Raw genomic sequence first — 23,413 nt, 5'->3', positions numbered from 1 at the left:
CTCGACATGACGAATCACGACCGCGCGGCCATCGGCCAGCGCATCCTCGACTGCTGCCTGCGCGAGAACATCCGCGACCTGCTCGGCCGGGCACGGCCGGGCGCCCTGCCGGCGGAGCTGGCCGTCCACTGGCCGCAGCCGGCACAGCCGGACTGGCTGTGCATCGACCACCTGGGCTGCGGCGAACTCTGGCTGCCGGTGCGCCGCGGCGCGCCGCTGCAGGACTGGAGCGCGGTCGGCGACCGCTGGCTGCGCCGCGAGGGCGACAGCGTGCGTCTGGAGCAGGGCTACCGGCGCTGGCTCGAGCATCTGGCCAGCGGCCTGGACGCCGAGAGCCTGGCGCTGTTCGCCGACTACATCGAGGAAGCCGACTGCGCGGTCGAGCACCGTCGGCTGTGCCGCGAGGCGTACAGCGCGCACGCCAGCGAACTGGGCGAGATTCTCGCGGAAGCGGACTGGGGCCGGCGCCTGCTCGGCATCGACCGCCTGGCCAGCTACCTGGACCACCCCTTCTACCCCACCGCGCGGGCCAAGAGCGGCTTCGGCGCCTCGGCCCTGCAGGGCTACGCCCCGGAGTTCGCGCCGCGCTTTCGTCTCAACTGGCTGGCCGTGCCCAGGACGCTCCTCGAGCGGCCCAGCGCGCCGCCGGCGCTCTGGCCGGGCTTCGCCGAAGTCGGCCTGGACCCGGCGCTGGAGGAGAGCCACGCGCTGCTGCCGGTGCATCCGCTGACCTGGCCCGAGCTGGACGCCCACGGCCTGCCGGAAGGCTGCCTGCGCGCGCCGCACGGCGCCCTGGAGGTGGAGCCGACCCTCTCGGTGCGCACCGTGCTGTGCGTCGCCGAGCCGCGCTGCCACATCAAGCTGCCGCTGCTGGTGCGTACCCTGGGCGCGCGCAACCTGCGCCTGATCAAGCCGAGCACCCTGTACGACGGCCACTGGTTCCAGACCGTCCTCGAAACCCTCGCCGCCCGCGACGCCCGGCTCGGCGCGCGCTACCTGCACGTCGACGAGCAACACGGCGGGCATGCCGCCGGCGAGCGCCACCTGGCCTACATCGTGCGCCGCTACCCGACGGGCCTGGAGCGGGCGAGCCTGGTGCCGGTCGCCGCCCTGGCCAGCCGGCTGCCCGACGGCCGGCTGCTGGTCGAGGCGCTGGTCGAGCGCTTCCACGGCGGCGACCCGATGGCCTGGTGGCGGGACTACCTCGACCTGCTGCTCGGCGTGCACCTGCGTCTCTGGCTGCGCTACGGCATCGCCCTGGAGGCCAACCAGCAGAACGCCGTGCTGCTCTTCGAGGCCGGCCGCCCGCTGCGCCTGTTGATGAAGGACAACGACGCCGCGCGGCTCTGGCCGGCGCGCTTCGCCGCCGCCTGCGCGGACCTGGCGCCGCGTCTGGCCGAGCTGCGCGACGAGCGGATCCGCGTCGACGGCGTGCAGCCCTTGGCGGAGATGTTCTGCACCATCACCCTGCAACTGAACATCGTCGCGCCGCTGGAAGCCGTCGCCGAAGCCGGCCTGGCCGGGCGCGAGGCGCTCTACGCCTGCCTGCGCCAGCGCCTGCGCGCCTGCCTGGATGCGCTGGAGGACGAGGGCATCGCCGTCGAGGAGGCGCGCCGCTTCCTGCTCGACGCCCCGAAACTACCGGTGAAATACCTGCTCAGCGCCGGCAGCCTGTTCAGCAAGGAGCGCTCCGGCGCGGCCGACATCAACAAGTTCTACGGCTACAGCGCGGCGAACTTCCTGCAGGATGCGGCCCCATGTCCCGGCGCCTGACCGCCAGCGTCCTGCTCGGCCACTACCTGTCGGCCTTCACCGCCCTGGGTGCGCCGCTGTTCCTGCCGCGCATCCTCGCCGACCTCGGCAGCGCGGCGCCGACCTGGAGCATCGGCGCGCTCTACGTGCTGCCGACGCTCTGCACCGCGCTGGCGGCGCCGCTCTGGGGGCGCCTGGCCGACCGCCACGGCTGTCGGCTGTCGCTGCTGCGCGCCCACGCCGGCCTCGCCGCCGGCTTTTTGCTCGCCGGGTTCAGCCCGAACCTGACGGTCTTCACCCTCGCGCTGATCGTCCAGGGCACCTTCGGCGGCGCCATGGCGGCGTCGAACGCCTACCTGGCGACCCAGCTCGACGGCAAAGGCCTGTCGCGCGCCCTCGACCTGACCCAGTACTCGGCGCGCCTGGCGATGCTCAGCGGTCCGGTGTTGGTCGGCCTGCTGGCCGGCGCCGGCCTGGGGATCGAGATGTACCGCTATCTGGCCTGGCTGCCGCTGGTCGCCTTCCTGCTGGTCCTGCCGCTGCCGGCCGATGCGCCGCGCGCCGAGGCACGAAGCGCGGACGGCAACCCGGCTGCCGGCGAACTGCCGGCGGACCTGCCGCGCCTGCTCGCCGTGCAGTTCCTGTTCAGCTTCGCCATGGTGGTGACCTTCCCCTACTTCGTGCCCTACGGCGAGGCTCTAGGGGTGAGCAACGACGCGCTGATCGGCCTGCTCTACAGCCTGCCGCACCTGGTCTACCTGCTCGCCCTGCCCTGGGTCCAGCGCAGGAACGGCCCGCTGCTGCCGGCCGGGCTCGCCCTGCTGGCGCTCGGCAACCTGCTGCAGTTCCTGCGCCTGCCGGCCGAGCTGCTGTTCGCCCTGCGCCTGCTCGCCGGGCTGGGCATGCTGCTCGCCTTCGTCGGCCTGCACCGCTGCCTCGCCGCGCGGCGCCGCGCCGGCGGCGCCGGCCGGCTGTTCAGCTGGTATGACGCCAGCGGCAAGTGGGCCGGCACCGCCGCCGGCCTGGTCGCCGGCCTGGCCTGCCAGCGCTACGGCATCGCCATGCCCTTCCTGATCGCCTGCCTGGCCGCGCTCGCCGCGCTGGCCATGACCCAATCCTTACGCTCGCCGGAGATTGCCCCATGATCCGTGTCGCCCGCTCTCCCTACGAACGCACCCTGGACGGCGAGGCCCAGCGCCACGCCATCGACTGCCTGCTCAACTGCTACCTGCGCGAGTACGCCCTGCCGCGCGGCGAGGCGAGCCTCGACAGCCGGGCGCCGGACCTGCCCATGAGCCTGCGCCACGCCGAAGGCCGCTGCGTCGGCATCCGGCTGGCCGACGGCAGCCGCCTGGCGCTGCTCGCCGACCGCGCCAGCGTGCTCGGCCGCTGCCGCTTCGTCAGTCCGCCCTACTTCAAGGGCCACGACCAGGGCTGGCGGCCGCTGGACGCCACCGAACTGGCGCGCCTGCTGCTCGCCCCGCTGAACGGCCCGGAACGCCACGGCGAGCTGCTCGAACAGATCGACAACAGCCTGCGCATCACCCGCGCCTTCCTCACCCACGCCCGCGCCGCCAACCACGATCAGGCAGACACGCTCCTGCGCTCCGAGCAGGGCCAGGTCTGGGGCCATGCCCTGCACCCGACGCCGAAAAGCCGCGACGGCGTCTCCGAGGCCGACCTGCTGGCCTGCTCGCCGGAGGTCGGCGCGCAGTTCCCGCTGCACTGGTTCCGTGTCGATCCGGCGCTGATCCGCCACCAGGGCGACGACCCGCGCGGCCTGCTCGCCCGGATCGCCGGCGCCGACGACCTCTACCCCTGCCATCCCTGGGAGGTTTCCCGGCTGCTGGCCGACCCGCTGGTCCGCCGGGTGCGCGACCTCGGCCTGCTGGAATACCTCGGTCCGCAGGGCCTGGCGCTCTACCCGACCTCCTCGGTGCGCACCCTCTACCACCCGGCATTGAGCCATTTCCTGAAGTTCTCGATCCATGTGCGGCTGACCAACTGCGTGCGCAAGAACGCCTGGTACGAACTGGACAGCGCGGTGGCCCTGACCGGCCTGCTCGGTCCGCTGATGCGCGAACTGACCGACAGCCAGCCGGGCTTCGCGCTGATGCCCGAGCCGGCCGCCAGCACTCTGGACCTGTCCGCCCACGGCAGCGCGGAGGAGGCCCGCGAGGTCACCGAGTGCTTCGGCATCCTCTACCGGCAGAACCTCGATGCGGCCAGCCGCGCGCGCTACCAGCCACGGGTCGCCATGGCCCTGTTCACCTGGACCCTGGACGGCATCAGCGCCTGCCAGGCGCCGGTCGCGCATTGCGCGGCGCAACTCGGCGTGGACCAGGCCGAAGCCGCGTTGCGCTGGCTGCGCGCCTACGCCGGACTGCTGCTCGGCGGCTCGCTGCACTGCCTGTTCCGTCACGGCGTGGCGCTCGAACCGCACCTGCAGAACACCCTGCTCGGCTTCGACGCGCAAGGCCTGCCCTGCCGCGTGTGGGTCCGCGACCTGGAAGGCACCAAGCTGGTCCCCGAGCACTGGCCGGCCGAGCGCCTCGCCCACCTCGACGCGCGCACCCGCGCCTCGCTTTACTACGACGCCGACAAGGCCTGGAAACGGGTCGCCTACTGCAGCCTGGTCAACAACCTCGGCGAGGCCGTGTTCCATCTGGCGGACGGCGATGTGGCGCTGGAGGAACGCCTGTGGCGCGAAATCGCCGATCTCCTCGAAGCCCGGCGCGCACCGCTCGGCGATCCGCGGGCGCTGCGCGAGCTGTGCGCCGGCGCGCCCCTGCCGAGCAAGGAAAACTTCATGACCCGCCTGCTGATGAAGGCCGACCGCGAGGCCGGCTACACCGCCCTGCCCAACCCGCTGACCGCCACCTGCCATGGAGAATGCCGATGAACCTGCCCGCCTCCGTCCAGCAGGCCATCGCCGGCCTGCGCCGTTTCCATTCCGAGCCGTTGTGCGCCTATGTCTACGACCTGCCGGCGCTGGCGCGCCACGCCCGCGCCCTGCGCGCGGCGCTGCCGGCCGGCTGCGAGCTGTTCTACGCCGCCAAGGCCAACCCCGAGGCACCGATCCTGCGCAGCCTGGCGCCCTGGGTCGACGGCTTCGAGGCAGCCTCCGGCGGCGAACTGCGCTGGCTCCACGAATGCCATCCGGACAAGCCGCTGATCTTCGGCGGTCCCGGCAAGCTGGACAGCGAACTGGCCGCCGCCATGGACTGCGGGATCTCCGCCTTCCACGTCGAGAGCATCGGCGAGTTGCGCCGCCTGGCGGTCGTCGCCAAGGCCCACGGCCGTCCGGCCCCGCTGCTGCTGCGACTCAACCTCAAGCTCGACGAGGCGCCGGACAGCCGCCTGGTGATGGGCGGCAAGCCGACCCCCTTCGGCCTCGACGAGGAGGCCCTGGACGAAGCCCTGGCGCTGCTCGCCGGCGAGCCCTGGCTGGAGCTTCAGGGCCTGCACTTCCACCTGCTCTCCCATCAGTTGGACAGCGCCGCCCACCTGCAACTGATGCGCAGCTACTTCCGCTGCTTCCGCCAGTTGAACGCGCGCCACGGCCTGGATCTGAAACTGCTCAACGTCGGCGGCGGCATGGGCATCGATTACCGGGACCACGCCCGCTCCTTCGACTGGCCGGGCTTCTGCGCAGGGCTGGCCGCGCTGATCGCCGAGGAAGGCATGGCCGGCACGCGCATCCGCTTCGAGATCGGCCGCTTCCTCGCCGCCGCCTGCGGCTACTACCTGATGGAAGTGCTGGACATCAAGCGCAACCACGGCCAGTACTTCGCCGTGGCCCGCGGCGGCACCCACCACTTCCGCACCCCGGCGGCCCAGGGCCACGACCATCCCTTCGTGGTGCTGCGCGGCGAGCGCCCGGCCGAGCTGGAAAACCAGCCGGTGACCCTGGTCGGCCAGTTGTGCACGCCCAAGGACGTGCTGGCCCGTCAGCAGCCGGTGGCCGCCCTGGCGGTCGGCGACCTGCTGGTGTTCCCCCTGGCCGGCGCCTACGCCTGGAACATCTCGCACCAGCACTTTCTGATGCACGAGCCGCCGCGGATGCTGTTCCTCGAAGCCTGAAGCCGGCCGGCTAGCCGGGCTGCGGCGCGCTGCGCGCCAGCAGCCCGGCCACGTCCAGGCCGCGCGGCAGGGTGCCGTAGACCCGGCCGCCCTCGCCGAGGCGGCTGTGGATGAAGGCGTCCGACACCGCCGCGTTGCCGGCTTCCAGTAGCAGCCCGGCCTGCAGGGTCACGGCCAGCTCCTCGACCAGCCGGCGGGCGCAGTAGTGGATCTCGGTGCGGTCGGCCAGCGCCTTGCGCAGCCATTCGATGCGCGCCTTGAGCCGCGCGTCGCCATGGCCGCCGTCCAGCTCGTCGAACAGCACCTCCAGCGCCTCCGGTTCCTTGCCGAGCACGCGCAGCACGTCCAGGCACTGCACGTTGCCCGAGCCCTCCCAGATGGAGTTGACCGGCGCCTCGCGGTACAGCCGCGGCAGGATGCTCTCCTCGACGTAGCCGGCGCCGCCCAGGCACTCGGCGGCCTCGCCGATCATTTCCGGGGCGCGCTTGCAGATCCAGTACTTGCCGATCGCGGTGAGCAGCCGGGCGAGCGAGCGCTCGCTTTCGTCCTCGGCATGATCGAGCGCCCGCGCCAGGCGCAGGGTCAGGGCCAGCGCGGCCTCGCTCTCCAGGGCCAGGTCGGCCAGCACGTTCTGCATCAGCGCGTGCTCGCTCAGCACCTGGCCGCCGACCAGGCGGTGCGCGCAGTGGTGCAGGGCCTGGGTTAGCGCCTGGCGCATCAGCGCACTGGAGCCGATCATGCAGTCGAAACGGGTCAGGCCGACCATCTCCAGGATGGTCGGCACGCCGCGCCCCTCCTCGCCGATCATCCAGGCCAGGGCGCCACGGTACTCCACCTCGGCGGAGGCGTTCGACCAGTTGCCCAGCTTGTTCTTCAGGCGCTGGATATAGAACTCGTTGCGCCGGCCGTCCGGGCGGTGGCGCGGCAGCAGGAAGCAGGACAGCCCGCCGTCGCTCCAGGCCAGGGTGAGGAAGGCATCGCTCATCGGCGCCGAGCAGAACCACTTGTGGCCGAGCAGTTCGTAGGCCTGCCCCGGCCCCGCGGCACCGACCGGCCAGGCGCGCGTGCTGTTGGCGCGCACATCGGTGCCGCCCTGCTTCTCGGTCATCGCCATGCCCAGGGTGGCGCCGCCCTTGCGCTCGACCGGCAGGTTGCGCGGATCGTATTCGCCGGCCAGTACCCTGGGCAGCCAGCTTTCGGCGATCTCCGGCTGGCGGCGCAGCGCCGCCACGCTGGCGAAGGTCATGGTCAGCGGACAGGCGGTGCCGGCCTCGACCTGATTGTGCAGGTACATCAGCCCGGCACGGGCGACCTGGGCGCCGGGCCGTGGCTCGCGCCAGGGCAGCACCGGCAGGCCATGGGCGATGGCCGCGCGCATCAGCTCGTGATAGGCCGGGTGGAAATCCACCTGGTCGATGCGGTGGCCGTAGCGGTCGTGGCTGCGCAGCAGCGGCCGGTTCTCGTTGGCGGCGAAGCCCGCCGCCAGCAGCGGCCCGCCGGCCAGCGCACCGTAGTCGTCCAGGCGGCGCTCCGCCCAGCCGCCGTCGTAGCGGCGCAGCCACTCCTGCAACGGTCGGTCGATGCGGTAGAGATTGGCGCCGTCCAGGGGCGGCACCTGGTTGGTCACCTCGTGGGTCTCGGCGTACTGGTGCAGGTCCATGACGGCGCTCCTCGACGACGCTTGCTCCTTGAGTGAAGCACGCGCGATCCGTTGCGGCAGGGGCATCCGACGGGGACTCGACACGGACGATTAAATGGTAAGCTCGCAGGCCATGAACACGCCCAACTCCCGTCCCATCGTCCTCTGCCTGTCCGGCCACGACCCCAGTGGCGGCGCCGGCCTGCAGGCGGACATCGAGGCCCTGCTCGCCCAGGGCTGCCATGCCGCGCCGGCGGTCACCGCGCTGACCGTGCAGGACACCCGCGACGTCAGCGACTTCCGCGTGCTCGACCCCGCCTGGGTGCTGGCCCAGGCCGAGGCGGTGATCGCCGACCTGCCGGTCGCCGCGATCAAGCTGGGCATGCTCGGCTCGCTGGAAATGGTCGATACCGTGACCGGAATCGTCCGTCGCCGGCCCGGCGTGCCGCTGGTCTGCGACCCGGTGCTGCGCGCCGGCGGCGGCGGCGCGCTGGGCCGCGACGAGGTCGCCCAGGCGATCCGCGAGCGCCTGCTGCCGCTGTGCCGCATCGCCACCCCGAACCTGCCGGAGGCGCGCCTGCTCGCCGAACTGCCGGAGGGCAGCGCCGATGCCTGCGCCGAGCGGCTGCTCGAACACTGCGAGCACCTGCTGATCACCGGCGGTCATGGCGACGAGAGCGAGGTGCACAACCGCCTGTATGCGCGGGACGGCGACCGGCAGACCTTCACCTGCGTGCGCCTGCCGGGCAGCTACCACGGCTCCGGCTGCACCCTGGCCAGCGCCCTGGCCGGACGCCTGGCCCTCGGCGAGGAACTGGCCAGTGCGGTGCGTTCGGCGCTCGACTACACCTGGCGCACCCTGCGCGACGCCGAGGCGCCGGGCCGCGGCCAGTACCTGCCGCGCCGCCTGCCGCTGGATTTCGCCAACTGATCCGGCGGCGCCTGGCGCGGAACGGGCGCATCGGCTTGACTCTGCCGGGTCACCCCGGCGAACTTCCGCCGGCCATTCGCAGACGAGGCGAATCCACCATGAAACTACGCGGTCTCTACGCCATCACCGACAGCCGGTTGCTCGCCGACGGCAGGCTGCTGCCCTACGTCGAAGCCGCGCTCAGGGGCGGCGCCCGCTTGCTGCAGTATCGCGACAAGTCCGACGAGGACGCCCGCCGCCTGCGCGAGGCCGAGGCGCTGCGCGATCTCTGCCTGCGCTACGGCGCGCAGTTGATCGTCAACGACGACCTGGAGCTGGCCGCGCGCCTGGGCGTCGGCCTGCACCTGGGCCAGCAGGACGGCTCGCTGTCGGCCGCCCGCGCCCTGCTCGGCCCCAAGGCGATCATCGGCGCCACCTGCCACGGCCAACTGGAACTGGCCGAACAGGCCGCCGCCGACGGCGCCAGCTACCTGGCCTTCGGCCGCTTCTTCGACTCCTCGACCAAGCCCGGCGCGCCGCCGGCTAGCCTCGAACTGCTGGAACGGGCCCGCGCGCGCTTTCCCCAGCCGCTGGTGGCCATCGGCGGCGTGACCCTGGACAATGCGCCGGAACTGATCCGCCGCGGCGCCGCCATGATCGCGGTGATCAACGCGCTGTTCGCCGCCGCGAACGCCGCCGAGGTCGAACAGCGCGCGCGCGCCTTCGGCCAGTTGTTCGCCGACACCTGACTCTCCCTCCCGGCGGCGCCCGCCGTGCGGCGCCGCCCTTGCTCGCGAGGCCCACATGTCCCGTTCCGAAACCCTCTTCGCCAACGCCCAGAAGCACATCCCCGGCGGCGTCAACTCGCCGGTGCGCGCCTTCCGCGGCGTCGGCGGCACCCCGCTGTTCTTCAAGCACGCCGAAGGCGCCTACGTGATCGACGAGGACGACAAGCGCTATGTCGACTACGTCGGCTCCTGGGGCCCGATGATCCTCGGCCATGCCCACCCGGACGTGCTCGAAGCGGTGCGCCGGCAACTGGAGCACGGCCTCTCCTACGGCGCGCCGACCGCGCTGGAAACCGAGATGGCCGAACTGGTCTGCTCGCTGGTGCCGTCGATGGACATGGTGCGCATGGTCAGCTCCGGTACCGAGGCGACCATGAGCGCGATCCGCCTGGCCCGCGGCTACACCGGCCGCGACAGCATCATCAAGTTCGAGGGCTGCTACCACGGCCACTCCGACAGCCTGCTGGTCAAGGCCGGTTCCGGCGCCCTGACCCTCGGCGTGCCCAGCTCCCCCGGCGTGCCGGCGGCCTTCGCCAAGCACACCCTGACCCTGCCCTACAACGACCTGGGCGCGGTGGAAAAGACCCTCGCCGAGGTCGGCCGGGAGATCGCCTGCATCATCGTCGAGCCGGTGGCCGGTAACATGAACTGCGTGCCGCCGGCGCCGGGCTTCCTCGAAGGACTGCGCGCGCAGTGCGACCAGCACGGCGTGGTGCTGATCTTCGACGAGGTGATGACCGGCTTCCGCGTCGCCCTGGGCGGCGCCCAGGCGCACTACGGGGTCACCCCGGACCTCTCGACCTTCGGCAAGATCGTCGGCGGCGGCATGCCGGTCGGCTGCTTCGGCGGCAAGCGGGCGATCATGGAATGCATCGCCCCGCTCGGCCCGGTCTACCAGGCCGGTACCCTTTCCGGCAATCCGCTGGCCATGGCCGCGGGCCTGACCACCCTCAAGCTGATCGGCCGGCCGGGCTTCCACCGGGAACTCGCCGAGTACACCGGCCGCCTGCTGCAGGGCCTGCAGGAACGCGCCGACGCCGCCGGCATCCCCTTCGTCACCACCCAGGCGGGCGGCATGTTCGGCCTGTACTTCAGCGGCGCCGACGAGATCGTCACCTTCGCCGACGTGATGGCCAGCGACGCCGAGCGCTTCAAGCGCTTCTTCCACCTGATGCTCGACGGCGGCGTCTATCTGGCGCCCTCCGCCTTCGAGGCCGGCTTCACCTCCATCGTCCATGGCGAGACGGAGCTGTCGATCACCCTCGAGGCCGCCGAGCGCGCCTTCGCCACTCTCGCCAAGGCCTGAACGACCCGCTGGCGCCCCCGGCGGTTTTCCCGTTCCGGGGGCGGCAAAGGCACAGGCCGTGCGAAACCTGGCGAGCGAAGGTCGAGCAAGGCGAAATCGAGCGAAGAAGCGGAGTTCACGCATGGTGAATGAACACGACTCGCTCCGCTCGCCCCTTCCGGGCCGCACCGAAGCGCGTCGGCCGCGAGCGGCCGCCGGGCCCGATTCAGCGCGGTATGGCCGGGCGCGGCAGTTTTTGCACAGCCAAAGGCTTTGTAAGGCCCGCGCCGCTTATTCATAATGTGGCGGCCGGCACACTTCGCCGGCCGGGCTACTCCGCCCGCTCCGACTCGAGGCGCAGCGATTCCATGATCCGCCGTAACCTGACCCTGGGTTGCCTGTTGCTATGTTCTTTTTCCTTGCCGGTCATGGCCGGGGAGAACACCCTGCTGATCCCGGCGCCGGGCAGCTGCACCCTGGACAGTCCGGCCGAGGAACTGCCGGCGGCGCTGTCGCGCTGCGAACAGGCCGCGCAGGACGGCGACCCGCAGGCCGAATACGAACTGGGCGAGTTCTACTACGACGGCAAGCGCACCCCGCGCGACCTGGCCCGCGCGCTGCACTGGTTCGAACAGGCTTCGCTCAAGGGCCACGCCGAGGCCCAGTACCGCCTGGGGCTGATGTTCTTCCACGGCGAGGGCGTACCGGCCAACATGGTGCAGGCTTATATAGTGCTGAAGATGGCCGCGGTGAACGGCTCCGAGGATGCCCTGGACAGCGCCGACCAGGTCGCCGAGCGGATGAGCGGCGACGAGCTGGAGGCCGCCACCCAGGTGCTCGGCCAGATCTTCCGCAACTACCTCATGGAACTGCAGGCCCTCGAGGGCCGCTCGCCGTTCTCGCCGCTGCCCTGAACGCCCGCGGCGGGGCTCGCCCGCCGGCCACTTGCGGGCCACGAATCGTCCATTCGGAAGCGGCCGACGGCCATGCGGGAAATGCGACCGGCGTCTTTTCACGCGCCGCCAGGGGCTGGCCGGGCGGCCCGCCCGCTGCCGCCTGCGCCGCGCCTCGCAGGCGTTGCCCAGGCCCCTGGCGCCGCGCCGGACTACCGCCCGCCCTCAGCTCTGCAGGTACACCACATGGGTATGGGTGTATTCGTAGAGCCCGTGCTTGCCGTCCGCACCGCCGATGCCGGACTTGCGCACCCCGGCGTGGAAGCCCTGCATCGCCTCGAAGTGCTCGCGGTTGATGTAGGTCTCGCCGAAGTCCAGCTCGCGCAGGGCGTGCATGGCCTTGTTCAGGTCGCGGGTGAACACCGAGGAGGTCAGGCCGTACTCGCAGTCGTTGGCCAGGGCAATGGCTTCGTCGAGGTCGTCGACGATCTGGATCGGCAGCACCGGGCCGAAGATTTCCTCGCGCATGATCCTCGTGTCGGCCCGGCAACCGGTCAGCACCGTGGGCTGGTAATGATGGCCCGGACGCTCGGCGATGGCGCCGCCGGTGACCAGGGTGGCGCCCTGGGCCAGGGCGGTGCGCACCTTGGCGTCGATCTTCTCCAGCCCCAGGCGGTTGATCAGCGGCCCCATCTCCACCTCCGGCTCGGCGAGCGGGTCGCCGTAGCGGGTGGCCGCCATGGCCGCGGCGATCCGCTCGATGAACGGCTCCGCCACCTGGCGCTGGACGTAGACCCGCTCGGCGCAGTTGCAGACCTGGCCGCTGTTGATGATCCGCGAGTCGCGGATGGCCTTCACCGCCAGCTCCAGGTCGGCGTCGGCGAGCACGATGGCCGGCGCCTTGCCGCCCAGCTCAAGGTTCAGCTTGGTCAGGTTGGGCGCGGCCGCCGCCATGATCCGCGCGCCGGTCTCGACGCTGCCGGTGAAGCTGATCAGGTCGACGCCCGGATGCGAACTCAGCGCCCCGCCGACCTGGCCGGCGCCGCAGACCACGTTGAACACGCCGCGCGGCAGGTCGGTCTCGGCCACCAGGCGGGCGAACTCGAAGCAGTTGTTCGGGGTTTCCTCGCTGGGCTTGACCACGATGGTGTTGCCGGTAAGCAGCGCCGGCGCCATCTTGCGGGCGATCAGGAAGAACGGAAAGTTCCACGGCAGGATGCCGGCCACCACGCCGAGCGGCTTGCGGAACAGGAAGATGTTCTCGCCGGGACGGTCGCTGGCGATGATCTCGCCTTCCAGGCGCCGCGCCCATTCGGCCATGTAGTCCAGGTAGTCGGCGGTGAAGTTCACCTCGACTTCCGCCAGGCTGGCGATCTTGCCCTGCTCCAGGGTGATGGTGCGGGCGATCCGTCCGGCGTCGGCGCGGATCTTCGCGGCGATGCGGCGCAGATGGCCGGCGCGCTCGATGGCCGGCTTGCGCGCCCAGTCCTTCTGCGCGGCGCGGGCCGCGGCCAGCGCGCGCTCGACTTCCTCGGCGCTGGCGGCGGGTACCCTGGACAGCAGGGCGCCGTTGGCCGGGTTGAAGACCTCCAGATGCGCCGCGCTCTCGACGAAGGCGCCATCGATGTAGTTCCGGTGGACCGGTACGGACGAAGACATGCGGATTCTCCTTGGATTCAGTAGGTGCGCGAGGGCGCGTCGGACGCCGGAGTGTCGCGGAAGCGCGCCAGGCCGGCCAGCGCGCCCTGGCGCAGCAGGCTGATGTCGATGGCGACGGCGATGAACCGGCAGCCCCATTCCCGGTAGCGGCGGGCGTCCTCCTCGTGCGGGGCGAGGATGCCGCAGGCCTTGCCGGCGGCGCGGGTGGCCTCGATGGCGTGATGGATAAGCTCCTGCACCTGCGGATGGCCCGGATCGCCGGGATGGCCGAGGCCGATGGAAAGATCGGCCGGGCCGATGAACACCGCGTCGACGCCTTCCACGGCGGCGATCGCCTCGACGTTCTCGACCCCGGCACGCGATTCCACCTGGACGATCAGGCACAGCTCCTCATGGGCGGTGTTCAGGTAGTCGGGCACACCGTCCCAGCGGGTGGCGCGGGCCAGGCCGCCGCCGACGCCGCGGATGCCGTGCGGCGGGTAGCGCATGGCGCGCACCAGCGCCCTCGCCTGCTCGGCGCTTTCCACCATCGGCACCATCAGCGTCTGCGCGCCGATATCCAGCAGTTGCTTGATCAGTACCGGATCGCCACAGACCGGCCGCACCACCGGCTGGGTCGGATACGGCGCCACGCTCTGCAATTGGGCCAGGATGGTCGGCACGCTGTTGGGCGCGTGCTCGCCGTCGATCAGCATCCAGTCGTAGCCGGTGCCGGCGACGATTTCGGCGGCATAGCCGCTGGCGAAGCCGGCCCAGATGCCGTATTGGGTTTCCGGTCGTTGCAGCGCCGCCTTGAAGGCGTTGTGCGGCATTTTCATGAGTGTCTCCTCGAAAGCCGCGCGGAATGCGGGCATGGCGGGATTGATGAGGTGGATGGCCCGCCCGGCACCCGGCGAGGTCGCCGCGAGTACCGGCGCGGGCATCGGCCAGGGTCAATGGGTGTAGGGACGATGCAGTTGGCATTCCGGGTTCAGGGTGACGCCGAAACCCGGCTGGTCGAGGCGCGAGAGGCGCATGCGGCCATTCTCCGGGACCGGCTCGCCGAGCAGTTGCGGGTGGAACATCGGCACCACCTGGTCGGCCTTGGGCGCCATCATCAGGAACTCGGCGAACGGGCTGTTCTGCCGGGTGGCGACGAAGTGGTAGCTGTACACCGAGGAGCCATGGGGCACGACCAGCGCGTTGTGGGCGTCGGCCAGCGCGGAGATCTTGAGCAGCTCGGTGACCCCGCCGCACCAGCCCACGTCCGGCTGGATGATGTCGCAGCAGCCCATCTCCAGCAGCATGCGGAAGCCCCAGCGAGTGGCCTCGTGCTCGCCGGTGGTGACCATCATTCCGGTCGGCGCATTGCGGCGCAGCTCGGCGTAACCCCAGTAGTCGTCCGGCGGCAGCGCCTCCTCGATCCACTTCAGGCCGTACTCGCGGGCGCCCCGGGCCAGTCGGGTGGCGTAGTTCAGGTCCAGGCTCATCCAGCAGTCGAACATCAGCCAGAAGTCCGGACCGACCCGCTCACGCATGGTCGCCAGTTCCTCCAGGTTCTTCTTCAGGCCCTCCTCGCCCTCGGACGGGCCGTGGTGCAGGGGCATCTTGCCGCCGATGAAGCCCATCTTCTGCGCCAGGTCGGGACGCGCGCCGGTGGCGTAGAACTGCAACTCGTCGCGCACCGCGCCGCCGAGCAACTGGTGCACCGGCTCCCGGCGAACCTTGCCGAGCAGGTCCCACAGCGCCAGGTCGACGCCGGAGATGGTGTTGATCACCAGGCCCTTGCGCCCGTAGTAGAGCGTCGAGTTGTACATCTGGTCCCAGATGCGCTCGATGTCGGTGACCCTGGCCCCTTCGAGGAAACGCGCCAGGTGCTTCTCGACGATATAGGCCGCCGGCTCGCCGCCGGTGGTCACGGCGAAGCCGACATTGCCGTCGCTGGCCTCGATCTCCACCACCAGGGTGCCGAGCACGTTGATGCCGAAGCTGCGCCGGCTCTGCCGGTACTCGGGGTATTTGCCCATCGGCGTGGAGATGTGATCGTCGATCCAGTGGCCGTCGCCCTGGTCGTGGTAGTCGGCGCCGCCGCCACGCAGGACGAAGGCGCGGACCTGCTTGATGGTTGGAATGCTCATGGGGATGACTCCTTGCTTTGCGGTCAGTGGGAGGTGGTTCGTTCGGCCGGCAGGGGCCGGCCGGGAAGGTCGAGGCCCAGCAACATCAGGGCGGCCAGCACGGTGGTGGCCGACAGCAGGTAGAGGCCGGCGGCCGGCGAGTCGAAGGCGCGCTCCGCCCAGTTCTTGAGGAGCGGCGCGGCAAAGCCGCCGAGCGCGCCGAAGGAATTGATCAGTGCGATACCGCCGGCCGCCGCGCTGCCCGCCAGGTGGGCCGAGGGTAGGGTCCAGAACACCGGCTGCACGGCGATGAAGCCGGCCGCGGCGAAACACAGGGCCAGCAGCGCCAGCGGCGGGCTGGCAACGCTGACCGAACAGGCGATGCCGGCTACCGCCATCAGCAGGGTCAGCGCCCCGGTGCGGCGGCGCTCGCCGGTGCGGTCGGAATAGCTGGGAATCCACCAGGCGGCGAACAGCGCGCAGAGCCACGGGATCGCCGTGACCAGGCCGACGCCGAAGCCGACCTCGCGACCGAGCAGGCCGGCCACCTGGCTCGGCAGGTAGAACACCACGCCATAGACGCTCGCCTGGATCAGCAGAAAGATCGCGCAGAGGTACAGCAGCACGGGCTGGCAGAGCACCGCGAGAAGCGGTCCGTGCGAAACCTTGCCCCAGTCCTCCGCGTCGAGGATGTCCTGCAACCGCCGGCGCTCTTCGGCACTCAGCCATTTCGCCTCGGCCGGGCGGTTGTCCAGATACCAGTAGGCCCATACGCCCACCAGCGACGCCATCAGGCCTTCCACGGCGAACAGCCACTGCCAGCCGTGCAGGCCGCCCAGACCGTCGAGCTCCAGCAGCAGGCCGGAAAACGGACTGCCGAAGATGAAGGCCAGCGGCGCGCCGAAATAGAAGAAGCCCATGGCCTTGCCGCGTACCGCCGACGGGAACCAGTAGGTCAGGTAGAGGATGACGCCGGGAAAGAAGCCGGCTTCGGCGATACCGAGCAGAAAGCGCAGGACGTAGAAGCCGGTTTCGTCCCGGGCGAACATCATCGTCGCCGAAACCAGCCCCCAGGTGACCATGATCCGGCACATCCACAGGCGCGCGCCGACCCGGTGCAGCATCAGGTTGCTCGGCACCTCGAGCAGCGCATAACCCACGAAGAACACGCCGGCGCCGAAGGCGAAAGCACCGTCGGAAAGACCGGTATCGGCCTGGAAGGCCTGTTTGGCGAAGCCCACGTTGGCCCGGTCGAGGAAGGCCATGATGTACATCAACAGCAGGAAGGGCAGCAGCCGCCAGGACACCTTGGCGAGCAGGGCCGCAGGGAGAGTCTTCACGACAGTTTCCTCTTGGAATTGTTGTGCACTGCGTGTTGCGTCGTGGCTCGAAGCCGGTAGCCGGTTCGTGCTCAGTTGGGCGCCCGGTCCGGAGCGGCCGGCCGCCATGGCGGGTGGCGGAAGCCCCGCCCGGGGATGTCCGCCAGGGCGGACCCGGCGGGAGACCGAGAAGGGAAGTCGAACGTCGTCATGGTCATGCACCTCGGCTCGTCGTTCTTGTGTGAGGCGACTGTACTGTGCGGTTACGATGCACCACCAATCGCATTTTTCTTAAAATCGATACTTTGCAGGTATCGATACAAAAGACGGCTCCAGTACGCATCCCGCCATTGCCGGCGTCCGAGCCCGGCTCCTTCCGGGGACGTCATTTCCACCAGTGCTCCACCTGCACGCCGAAGGTGGCGCCGTTGCGGTCGGAGCCGAAGGTGCCGGTTTCGGAAAGCGTGGAGCCGGGATCGGCGGCGCGCTGCGCCGCTTCGTTCCAGGCGGCGTAGGTGTAGAAGACGCGGAGTTCCGGACGCTTCCAGAAGCCCGGCCCGGACGGCGACCAGGTCGGCGTGACGGTGAACTTGGTCAGCTTGCGGGTGCCGCCGGGGGCCTTCACCTGGTCGCGGCCCAGCTCGACGGAGACCTTGAACTGGTCGTTGATGCCGAATACCGGGCGCATGCCGACGGATAGCCAGCGCTGGCTGCCGCCATCCGAGCGGACATCCTTCTGGTAGAGAACGGAGAACTCGCCGCTGAAGCGCGGCCCCGTCTCCCAGTCGAAGATCTCGATCAGGCGCCAGCTCTTGTCGGTGCTGTTCAGGGTGGTATCGCCGGTATAGCTCAGGCCGGTACCCGAACCGCGGCCGAATTGCAGGGCCAGGGTGTTGCTGTTGCCCTCGCCCAGAAAGCCCTTCTGCTTGTGCTGTACGGTCGTCGACCAGCCACTGCGGGCGTCGCGGCTGTCCGGCTTCTGGATGTAGCTGACGCCGACCTTCAGTTCCCCGCCGGGGTTGGGCTCGAAGCCGCCGACGGTGATGTCGTGGCGGTTGACGTAGGGGTCCTGGTCCTGACCGTCCTTGCGCGAGAACACATAGCTGTACTCGAGATCGCCGATGGGCACCTCGTCGAAACCGAAGCCGGTGGCGCTCTGGTTCCAGTACCAGAAGTCGGAGATGTGGATGTCGTTGCGGTTGTACCAGCGCCGTCCCAGCCAGAAGTTGCCGCCGTTCAGGACCGGCATGTCCTTCCATTCGGCGTACCACTGGCTGAGGCGGCTGTAGCCATGCTCGTCGCTGAATTTCAGCGAGTGGCCGTACTCGTTGTAGAGCTGCGCCATGCCGAAGACGCCGAGCGTCGAGCCGTCGTCGAATTCGAGCACATCCTGGCGCAGGGCCAGCTCGATGTACTGCTCGCACTCGTTGCCCAGGCGGAACTTGGACTGCGCGCCGGGCAGCTTGAAACAGGCCTGCGTGCCGCCTTCGGCGGAACCGCCGAAACCGTCGCGGTAATAGCCGCTGAAGTCGAGCGCGGCAGCCGAAAACGGCAGGGCCAGGCAGGCGGCGCCGGAAAGCAGCAGGTTTCTTATTGTTCTTGTTGTCGGGATGCGTTTCATTTTTCGTTACTTCATGAATTTCGGGAACGGCCGACCCCTGCCGGAAAAGCCTGCGCTTTTCCGCCCGGTGGTCGATTCATGGATGTGTGCGCCTGCTTTCGCTCAGGGCGCCGGCAAATACCCAGTCGAAAGGCCGGCGCCGTCCGTCAGGGCTGTTCCGGACAGCGCGGCGACCAGCGGTAGACGCGCCTGGAGTTCAGGTAGAAGACCTTGCGCCGCGCCTGCTCCGGCTTGCCGGCCAGGTAGGCCCGGCTCAGCGCGACGGTCTGCGCCAGGCTGCCGAGATGCTCGCTGTTGGGCCAATCGCTGCCGAAGACGATGCGGTCTTCGCCGAACAGCTCCCACAGGCCGTCGAGCCGCGCCCGGTGATAGGCCAGGTCGAAGCGCACGGGCGCGTCCGCCCGGCCATCGTCCTCGCGACAGGGGATTTCCGAGAGCTTCATGAACACCTGGCGGCGCTGCGCCAGCTCGGCCAGGTCGCGCCGGTAGGAGCGCTCCACAGCGGCGGGCACCCTGGCGTTCGGCAGGTGGTCGACCACGATCCGCAGCTCCGGCAGCCGGTCGCTCAGGCGCAGCAGCGCGACGATGAGTCCGGGATCGGGGTTGGCGCTCTCCAGGACACGGCCGCTTTCGGCCAGGCGCCCGAGATCGGCGACGAAGGCGGGCCGTTGCAGGCCCACCCCCAGGTCGCGTCCCCAGAGGTTGCCGTAGCGCGTGCCGCAGAACAGCGGATCGGCGGCCAGGCGTTCGAGGTCCGCGGCGAAATGCGCCTCTCCCGGCTCCAGGTTGCCGACGAAGCCGACCAGGCGGGGATCGCCGCGCACCACGTCGAGCAGCCAGAAGTTGTCCTGCCGCCAGGGGCTGGCCTCGACCACCAGGGCGCCCACCACCCCCAGCGGCCGGGCCAGGGGGAAATAGTCGTCCGCCAGGGCGCGGCCATGGATGGCATCCTCCGGGGCCGGCCAGGGCACGCCCTCGGGGCGCGTCGCGTCGAACAGATGGATGTGGCCATCGAGCAGCGGGCCATCCCGGCGAGCCGACGGGACGCCGCCTTCGGCAGCCCCTGCAACCTTGGACAGACTCATGGCGATCAGCCCTCCTGCCAGGAACGCTCTGCGTCGCATGGGATCGTCCTTTCGGCCCGAAGGCACGCTGCGCTACGGATGGGCTGTCGCTCGATGGAAAGCCGCTGGGTCATGACGGAAGTCCTTCTTGTTCTTGTTGGCTGCAAGTTTCATCGGCCGCGCGTCCGGCCCCGGGCCCTTCCCGTCATTGCAGGTTGACGAACAACCCGCCATCGACCAGCAGCGAGGCGCCGGTGACGTAGCGGGCCATGTCCGAGGCGAGGAACACGATGGGGCCGGCCAGGTCGTCCGGTTCGCCGAGACGGCCCAGCGGCACGCGGCTGGTCATCCGCTCGCGCTTCTCCAGGTCGGACAGGTCCTCCTTGTTGATGTCGGTGGCGATGGTGCCGGGCAGCACCGCATTGCAGCGAATGCCGTAGGGACCGAGCGCGATGGCGCAGGACTGCATCAGCGAGAGCAGGCCGGCCTTGGTCGGCGTGTAGTGGGTCTGCATGGCGCCGCCCACCAGGGCGCTGATGGAGCTGACGGCGATGATGGCGCCGCCGCGGCCCTGCTCCTTCATCCGCCGGGCCGCCGCCTGGACCGTGAAGTAGGCGCCGTTGAGATTGGTGCCCACGGTCTTCAGGTAAAGCTCGCGGGGCATGTCGAGGAACGAATGGAAAGGACAGATGCCGGCGTTGTTGACCAGCACGTCGACGCTGCCGAAGGCCTCCACGGCGGCGGCCACGAGTTTCTCTCCCGAGTCCAGGTCGGCGGCGTCGGCGCCGACCGCGATGGCCGTCCCGCCGAAGGCGGCGATTTCCTCCGCCAGCGAGAGGGCGCCTGCGCGGCCCTCGTCGCTGCCGCTGTGGCCGATGACCACGCGGGCGCCCTGTCGGGCGCACTCCCTGGCGGCGGCGCGGCCGATGCCGCGGGAGGCACCGGTGACGATGACGGTCTTATCGATGAGCAGCATGATGGGGACTCCTTTTATAGGGTGAGCAGGATCAATTGAGATAGTTGCCGTAGCCGACGTTGACGATGGCCAGGAGGATCACCGAAATGCCCGCCAGCAGGACGCGCCGGTTCGCCTGGCTGGTGCCCTGCCATTCGCGGAAATACAATCCCCAGCAGTTGGAGACGATGATGATGAAGGACATGTGCAGGACCCAGGAGCTGGCATCGTTGTGCAGCCGGCTCTCGCCCATGCCGTAGAAGAAGAACTGCAGGTACCAGAGGGTGCCGGCGCAGGCCACTAGCAGGTAGTTGCGCAGCAGCGGCGTGCCGCGGTCGGTGTAGTCGCGGTAAGTCCCGTTGCGGCGGTTGAGCCACAGGCACCACAGGGCATTGGTGGTCAGCCCGCCCCACATGATGACCATGAAGGTGACGTTGTTCTGGAAGAGCGGATTGGCGCCGTGCGCCACGGCCGCCTCGGCCAGCGGCTGGCCGGCGCTGATGCCGTAGCTGAAGCAGGCGCTGAGAACGCCCGAGATCAGGGCCACCAGCGCCCCCTTGCTCAGGGAGAACTCGCTGACGCTGGCGAATTTCGTTTCGTCCGGCACTTCGCGCTCCTTCATGACCCCGGCACGCCCGCACAGCCCGATGCCGATCAGCGAGACGAAAACCCCGAACAGCACCCAGTATCCCCCCGTGCTGGTGAGCATGGCGCTGAGCGTGCCGTCGGCGGCATCGGTGAACAGGTCGCGATAGAGCGGCGGAATCAGCGCGCCCAGCGCGGAGGTGAGCCCCAAGACTATCGACATCCCCAGCGACAGCCCCAGATAGCGCATGGTCAGGCCGAAGGTCAGGCCGCCGATGCCCCAGAGCACGCCGAACAGATAGGTCCAGAGCAGGGTTCCGAAATCGGCGTCCCGCAGGATCTGCAGGTAGCCCGGCACCGTCAGTTCGGCGGCGACGAAGGGCACGATCAGCCAGGACACCAGGCCTCCCGCGATCCAGTAACTTTCCCAGGCCCAGCCGCGAACCTTTTTGTAGGGAATATAGAAGCTGCCGGAGGCAAAGCCGCCGATCAGATGCAGGGCGACGCCCAGGATGGTGGTTTCCACGATATACATCCTTCTTTTTATTGTGAGTCGGACCTTCACTCGCCGGCGGGAGCGCAGGTCAGGGTGAACATGGGCTGCAGATCGACGCAGACGGGCGAGCCGTCGGCATGGCAAGCCATGATGTCGCGCATGTGCCGCCACCAGCGCCGCATGACCGGCAGATCGGGCAGGGCATCGAGCGCATGCTCCTGCCGATGGCTCAATACGGCGAACAAGGCGTTCGTCCCGGGATCGAGGAAGATCCGGTAATCCTCGACCCCGGCCGCGCGCAGGGCATCCACCAGTTCGGGCCAGATGGCGTCATGACGGCGGCGATATTCCTCCGCCCGGCCCGGATCGAGGCTCATTCGAAAAGCACGTATCGGCATTGGAGTGCTCCATGGCTGCATGCTCGGCGGGACGGCGCGAGCGTCCCGCACGGTCCGCTTCGCGACAGTTGCAAGGGTCCTGGCGGGGAGCTGCGCGACGCCGTCCTGACAACCCCGGACGAACCGGCGCTCACTGGCGCTCGCGGCGACGGAGCCGGTGTGGAAGACGGAACGGCGGACTGAAGCAGAGAGTGAAGAGCGGGAAGGACAGCCAGGTGGAAAGGCTGGACAGCGTCATGGCGTTTACCTCGTGAATCTTTGTTTTTATGCGAGGCGACTGTACTGTGCTGTCCTGATACGTTACCAATCGATTTTTGATTAAAACCGATACCCTGGAGGTATCGATATGGAGACCCTCCCATGCACGCCCTTCCGGCATCCCGCAGCCTGTTCAGCCGATTGCGCTACAAGCACCTGCACATGCTGGTGGTGCTGGGTTCCAGCCAGAACCTGCACCGCGCCTCGCAGACCCTGAACATGTCGCAACCCGCGGCGACGCGCATGCTGCACGAGATCGAGGAGATGTTCGGCTGCGAGCTTTTCGAGCGCCTGCCGCGCGGCATGCGCCCGACCGCGCTGGGCCAGGAGTTGCTGCTTTTCGCCGAGTCGGCCCTGACCCGCCTCGACCGCTGCGCGGAAGACCTGGCCGCGCGCCAGCAGGGCGGCTACGGCTACCTGTCGATCGGCACCATCATGGGCGCGGCCCCCGGCCTGGTGATGGATTCGGTCGCGGAAATCAAGGCGCTCAAGCCGCAACTGCGCATTCGCATCATGGGCGACACCAGCGACCAGGTGATCCAGTCGCTCGAACAGAGCCGCATCGACCTGGCCATCGCCCGGCGCAACGCCATCACCGACAGCCAGCGCTACGCGTTCGAACTGGTGGGCAACGAGCGCCTGCTGGTGGTGGTACGCAGCGGACATCCCCTGGCGCAGCGAAGCCAGGTCGACCCGCTGGAACTGGTGAGCGCCTGGCCCTGGATCCTGCAACCGCAGACCAGTCCGGCGCGCATGGCCCTGGACCAAGCACTGCAGCGCCTGGCGCTGCCGGCGCCGGCCGACATCATCGAGTGCAACTCGGTGTATTCCATGCAGCAGTTGATCCAGCTCACCGAGGCGATCATGGTGCTCTCGGAAAGCGCCCTGCGCGATTACCTGCGGATGGGACTGGTCAAGGCCCTGCCCGTGGATCTGGCGGGGAAGATGGAGCCCTTCGGCCTGCTCTGGCGGAAGGACGAACCGATCAGCCGGGAAATGGAGCTGTTCATCGAACTGATACGGCGCCGCGCCACGGCGGCGCCTTGAGAGCCGCCGGGAGCCGCCCCGTCAGCTCTTGTCCGGCAGCGGCGGCAGCGGGAAGGGCGTGACGTTGCCGCCCTTGGCCTCGCTGATCCGCGCCGTGCCCAGGCGCTCCACCACGTCGATGCGGACGATCGCGTGCAGCGGCACGAAGCTGCGCTGCACGCCCTCGAACTGGCCGCGCAGGCGCTCCTCGCCGGGATCGATCAGCATCTGGGTACGCTCGCCGAAGACGAACTCCTCGATCTCCAGAAAGCCCCACAGGTCGCTCTGGCGGATCTGCCTGGCATACAGCTCGTAGACCTGGCCCTGGTTGAGGAAGATCACCTTGTAGATCGTGGCGTCGCGCTTGCTCATCTGGCTGCGGGTAAGTCGCTGGAAAGGAGCCGCGAAGGATAGCACAAGGGCCGCGGCGCACCGCCTGCCCGGCGTTTCTGGCCAGGGCAATCGCATGAAGCGCTCGCCTGATACCGAACTGGAAAGATTGTGTGCCTGGTCCGTTCCGGCGTGCTCTCCAGATCCGGTGCATCGTCTGCTTGCCGAGTGGCCGGACAGTCCCTGTTTCGGCCCC

The 23,413-nt window shown here is 69.5% G+C and carries 20 protein-coding genes; 9 read left to right on the top strand and 11 right to left on the bottom strand.

Going from position 1 to position 23,413, the window contains the following annotated elements:
- The first annotated feature begins 6 nt into the window (after positions 1 to 6).
- The 4 genes from AVCA_RS04235 to AVCA_RS04220 are packed head-to-tail and all read left to right on the top strand — an operon-like array spanning position 7 to position 5,835.
- Positions 7 to 1,773, top strand: coding sequence for an IucA/IucC family protein (locus tag AVCA_RS04235; RefSeq protein WP_236616346.1), 1,767 nt, complete (start codon positions 7 to 9; stop codon positions 1,771 to 1,773).
- Entirely contained in the window at positions 1,758 to 2,897 is a 1,140-nt protein-coding gene (locus tag AVCA_RS04230) for an MFS transporter (RefSeq protein ID WP_012699596.1), read from the top strand. Before AVCA_RS04235 ends, AVCA_RS04230 begins: the two co-directional genes overlap by 16 nt.
- Positions 2,894 to 4,654 (top strand): IucA/IucC family protein, encoded by a 1,761-nt coding sequence (locus AVCA_RS04225; RefSeq protein WP_012699595.1) that lies wholly within the window; start codon positions 2,894 to 2,896, stop codon positions 4,652 to 4,654. Before AVCA_RS04230 ends, AVCA_RS04225 begins: the two co-directional genes overlap by 4 nt.
- Positions 4,645 to 5,835, top strand: coding sequence for a type III PLP-dependent enzyme (locus AVCA_RS04220; protein ID WP_012699594.1), 1,191 nt, complete (start codon positions 4,645 to 4,647; stop codon positions 5,833 to 5,835). Before AVCA_RS04225 ends, AVCA_RS04220 begins: the two co-directional genes overlap by 10 nt.
- A 10-nt stretch (positions 5,836 to 5,845) precedes the next feature.
- Here AVCA_RS04220 and AVCA_RS04215 read toward each other — a convergent pair whose 3' ends face one another.
- Entirely contained in the window at positions 5,846 to 7,495 is a 1,650-nt protein-coding gene (locus AVCA_RS04215) for an acyl-CoA dehydrogenase family protein (RefSeq protein WP_041806925.1), read from the bottom strand.
- A gap of 112 nt (positions 7,496 to 7,607) precedes the next feature.
- Here AVCA_RS04215 and AVCA_RS04210 point away from each other — a divergent pair, with 112 nt between their 5' ends.
- The 4 genes from AVCA_RS04210 to AVCA_RS04195 all read left to right on the top strand — a co-directional run bounded on the left by AVCA_RS04210 (position 7,608) and on the right by AVCA_RS04195 (position 11,371).
- A complete protein-coding gene (locus AVCA_RS04210) occupies positions 7,608 to 8,405 on the top strand; it encodes a hydroxymethylpyrimidine/phosphomethylpyrimidine kinase (protein WP_041807505.1) in 798 nt (265 codons plus the stop codon).
- A 98-nt stretch (positions 8,406 to 8,503) separates the two neighbouring features.
- Positions 8,504 to 9,133, top strand: a complete 630-nt coding sequence (thiE, locus tag AVCA_RS04205; protein WP_012699591.1) for a thiamine phosphate synthase — start codon at positions 8,504 to 8,506, stop codon at positions 9,131 to 9,133.
- A gap of 55 nt (positions 9,134 to 9,188) precedes the next feature.
- Complete coding sequence (hemL, locus tag AVCA_RS04200) at positions 9,189 to 10,478, top strand: glutamate-1-semialdehyde 2,1-aminomutase (RefSeq protein ID WP_012699590.1); 1,290 nt, start codon at positions 9,189 to 9,191, stop codon at positions 10,476 to 10,478.
- A 347-nt stretch (positions 10,479 to 10,825) separates the two neighbouring features.
- Positions 10,826 to 11,371: a tetratricopeptide repeat protein gene (locus tag AVCA_RS04195; protein WP_012699589.1), complete on the top strand. Its 546-nt coding sequence runs from the start codon at positions 10,826 to 10,828 to the stop codon at positions 11,369 to 11,371.
- Positions 11,372 to 11,575: 204 nt separating this feature from the next.
- Here the strand turns inward: AVCA_RS04195 and aldA are convergent, their stop codons facing one another.
- From aldA to AVCA_RS04150, 9 genes are all read right to left on the bottom strand, one after another.
- Positions 11,576 to 13,009, bottom strand: coding sequence for an aldehyde dehydrogenase (gene aldA, locus AVCA_RS04190; RefSeq protein WP_012699588.1), 1,434 nt, complete (start codon positions 13,007 to 13,009; stop codon positions 11,576 to 11,578).
- A gap of 17 nt (positions 13,010 to 13,026) precedes the next feature.
- Positions 13,027 to 13,827: an aldolase/citrate lyase family protein gene (locus AVCA_RS04185; RefSeq protein WP_041807504.1), complete on the bottom strand. Its 801-nt coding sequence runs from the start codon at positions 13,825 to 13,827 to the stop codon at positions 13,027 to 13,029.
- 114 nt (positions 13,828 to 13,941) lie between these two features.
- Positions 13,942 to 15,126: an L-rhamnonate dehydratase gene (rhmD, locus tag AVCA_RS04180; protein ID WP_012699586.1), complete on the bottom strand. Its 1,185-nt coding sequence runs from the start codon at positions 15,124 to 15,126 to the stop codon at positions 13,942 to 13,944.
- A gap of 23 nt (positions 15,127 to 15,149) precedes the next feature.
- Positions 15,150 to 16,445: an MFS transporter gene (locus AVCA_RS04175; RefSeq protein ID WP_050764337.1), complete on the bottom strand. Its 1,296-nt coding sequence runs from the start codon at positions 16,443 to 16,445 to the stop codon at positions 15,150 to 15,152.
- A gap of 364 nt (positions 16,446 to 16,809) precedes the next feature.
- Entirely contained in the window at positions 16,810 to 18,045 is a 1,236-nt protein-coding gene (locus tag AVCA_RS04170; protein WP_012699583.1) for a maltoporin, read from the bottom strand.
- Positions 18,046 to 18,191: 146 nt separating this feature from the next.
- Complete coding sequence (locus tag AVCA_RS04165; protein WP_012699582.1) at positions 18,192 to 19,169, bottom strand: amidohydrolase family protein; 978 nt, start codon at positions 19,167 to 19,169, stop codon at positions 18,192 to 18,194.
- A gap of 145 nt (positions 19,170 to 19,314) precedes the next feature.
- Complete coding sequence (gene lra1 / locus AVCA_RS04160) at positions 19,315 to 20,085, bottom strand: NAD(P)+-dependent L-rhamnose 1-dehydrogenase Lra1 (protein WP_012699580.1); 771 nt, start codon at positions 20,083 to 20,085, stop codon at positions 19,315 to 19,317.
- A 31-nt stretch (positions 20,086 to 20,116) separates the two neighbouring features.
- Positions 20,117 to 21,184, bottom strand: a complete 1,068-nt coding sequence (gene rhaT, locus AVCA_RS04155) for an L-rhamnose/proton symporter RhaT (RefSeq protein WP_012699579.1) — start codon at positions 21,182 to 21,184, stop codon at positions 20,117 to 20,119.
- Positions 21,185 to 21,210: 26 nt separating this feature from the next.
- Entirely contained in the window at positions 21,211 to 21,522 is a 312-nt protein-coding gene (locus tag AVCA_RS04150) for an L-rhamnose mutarotase (RefSeq protein ID WP_012699578.1), read from the bottom strand.
- Positions 21,523 to 21,903: 381 nt separating this feature from the next.
- On the opposite strand from AVCA_RS04150, the gene AVCA_RS04145 reads away from it, so the two are divergent.
- Positions 21,904 to 22,848 carry a LysR family transcriptional regulator gene (locus AVCA_RS04145; protein ID WP_012699576.1) on the top strand — a complete coding sequence of 315 codons (945 nt, stop codon included), beginning with the start codon at positions 21,904 to 21,906 and terminating at the stop codon, positions 22,846 to 22,848.
- 21 nt (positions 22,849 to 22,869) lie between these two features.
- On the opposite strand, the gene AVCA_RS04140 is transcribed toward AVCA_RS04145, so the two are convergent.
- The gene (locus tag AVCA_RS04140) at positions 22,870 to 23,199 is read right to left on the bottom strand and encodes a DUF1820 family protein (RefSeq protein ID WP_012699575.1); all 330 of its coding nucleotides are present in this window, start codon (positions 23,197 to 23,199) and stop codon (positions 22,870 to 22,872) included.
- Positions 23,200 to 23,413: the final 214 nt, after the last annotated feature.

The organism is Azotobacter vinelandii CA (assembly GCF_000380335.1).
Taxonomy (GTDB): domain Bacteria; phylum Pseudomonadota; class Gammaproteobacteria; order Pseudomonadales; family Pseudomonadaceae; genus Azotobacter; species Azotobacter vinelandii.
The sequence above is the reverse complement of the archived record's forward strand: the minus strand, read 5'-3'. Positions and strand labels throughout refer to the sequence as shown.

Excerpts from the sequence above, each read along its gene's own strand:
- AVCA_RS04225 (WP_012699595.1), top strand. The coding sequence starts at position 2,894 with ATGATCCGTGTCGCCCGCTCTCCCTACGAACGCACCCTGGACGGCGAG.
- hemL (WP_012699590.1), top strand. The coding sequence starts at position 9,189 with ATGTCCCGTTCCGAAACCCTCTTCGCCAACGCCCAGAAGCACATCCCC.
- AVCA_RS04165 (WP_012699582.1), bottom strand. The coding sequence starts at position 19,169 with ATGCGACGCAGAGCGTTCCTGGCAGGAGGGCTGATCGCCATGAGTCTG.
- AVCA_RS04215 (WP_041806925.1), bottom strand. The coding sequence starts at position 7,495 with ATGGACCTGCACCAGTACGCCGAGACCCACGAGGTGACCAACCAGGTG.
- AVCA_RS04230 (WP_012699596.1), top strand. The coding sequence starts at position 1,758 with ATGTCCCGGCGCCTGACCGCCAGCGTCCTGCTCGGCCACTACCTGTCG.
- AVCA_RS04185 (WP_041807504.1), bottom strand. The coding sequence starts at position 13,827 with ATGAAAATGCCGCACAACGCCTTCAAGGCGGCGCTGCAACGACCGGAA.
- AVCA_RS04235 (WP_236616346.1), top strand. The coding sequence starts at position 7 with ATGACGAATCACGACCGCGCGGCCATCGGCCAGCGCATCCTCGACTGC.
- AVCA_RS04170 (WP_012699583.1), bottom strand. The coding sequence starts at position 18,045 with ATGAAACGCATCCCGACAACAAGAACAATAAGAAACCTGCTGCTTTCC.
- aldA (WP_012699588.1), bottom strand. The coding sequence starts at position 13,009 with ATGTCTTCGTCCGTACCGGTCCACCGGAACTACATCGATGGCGCCTTC.
- AVCA_RS04140 (WP_012699575.1), bottom strand. The coding sequence starts at position 23,199 with ATGAGCAAGCGCGACGCCACGATCTACAAGGTGATCTTCCTCAACCAG.
- thiE (WP_012699591.1), top strand. The coding sequence starts at position 8,504 with ATGAAACTACGCGGTCTCTACGCCATCACCGACAGCCGGTTGCTCGCC.
- AVCA_RS04145 (WP_012699576.1), top strand. The coding sequence starts at position 21,904 with ATGCACGCCCTTCCGGCATCCCGCAGCCTGTTCAGCCGATTGCGCTAC.
- AVCA_RS04195 (WP_012699589.1), top strand. The coding sequence starts at position 10,826 with ATGATCCGCCGTAACCTGACCCTGGGTTGCCTGTTGCTATGTTCTTTT.
- AVCA_RS04210 (WP_041807505.1), top strand. The coding sequence starts at position 7,608 with ATGAACACGCCCAACTCCCGTCCCATCGTCCTCTGCCTGTCCGGCCAC.
- lra1 (WP_012699580.1), bottom strand. The coding sequence starts at position 20,085 with ATGCTGCTCATCGATAAGACCGTCATCGTCACCGGTGCCTCCCGCGGC.
- rhaT (WP_012699579.1), bottom strand. The coding sequence starts at position 21,184 with ATGTATATCGTGGAAACCACCATCCTGGGCGTCGCCCTGCATCTGATC.
- AVCA_RS04150 (WP_012699578.1), bottom strand. The coding sequence starts at position 21,522 with ATGAGCCTCGATCCGGGCCGGGCGGAGGAATATCGCCGCCGTCATGAC.
- AVCA_RS04220 (WP_012699594.1), top strand. The coding sequence starts at position 4,645 with ATGCCGATGAACCTGCCCGCCTCCGTCCAGCAGGCCATCGCCGGCCTG.
- rhmD (WP_012699586.1), bottom strand. The coding sequence starts at position 15,126 with ATGAGCATTCCAACCATCAAGCAGGTCCGCGCCTTCGTCCTGCGTGGC.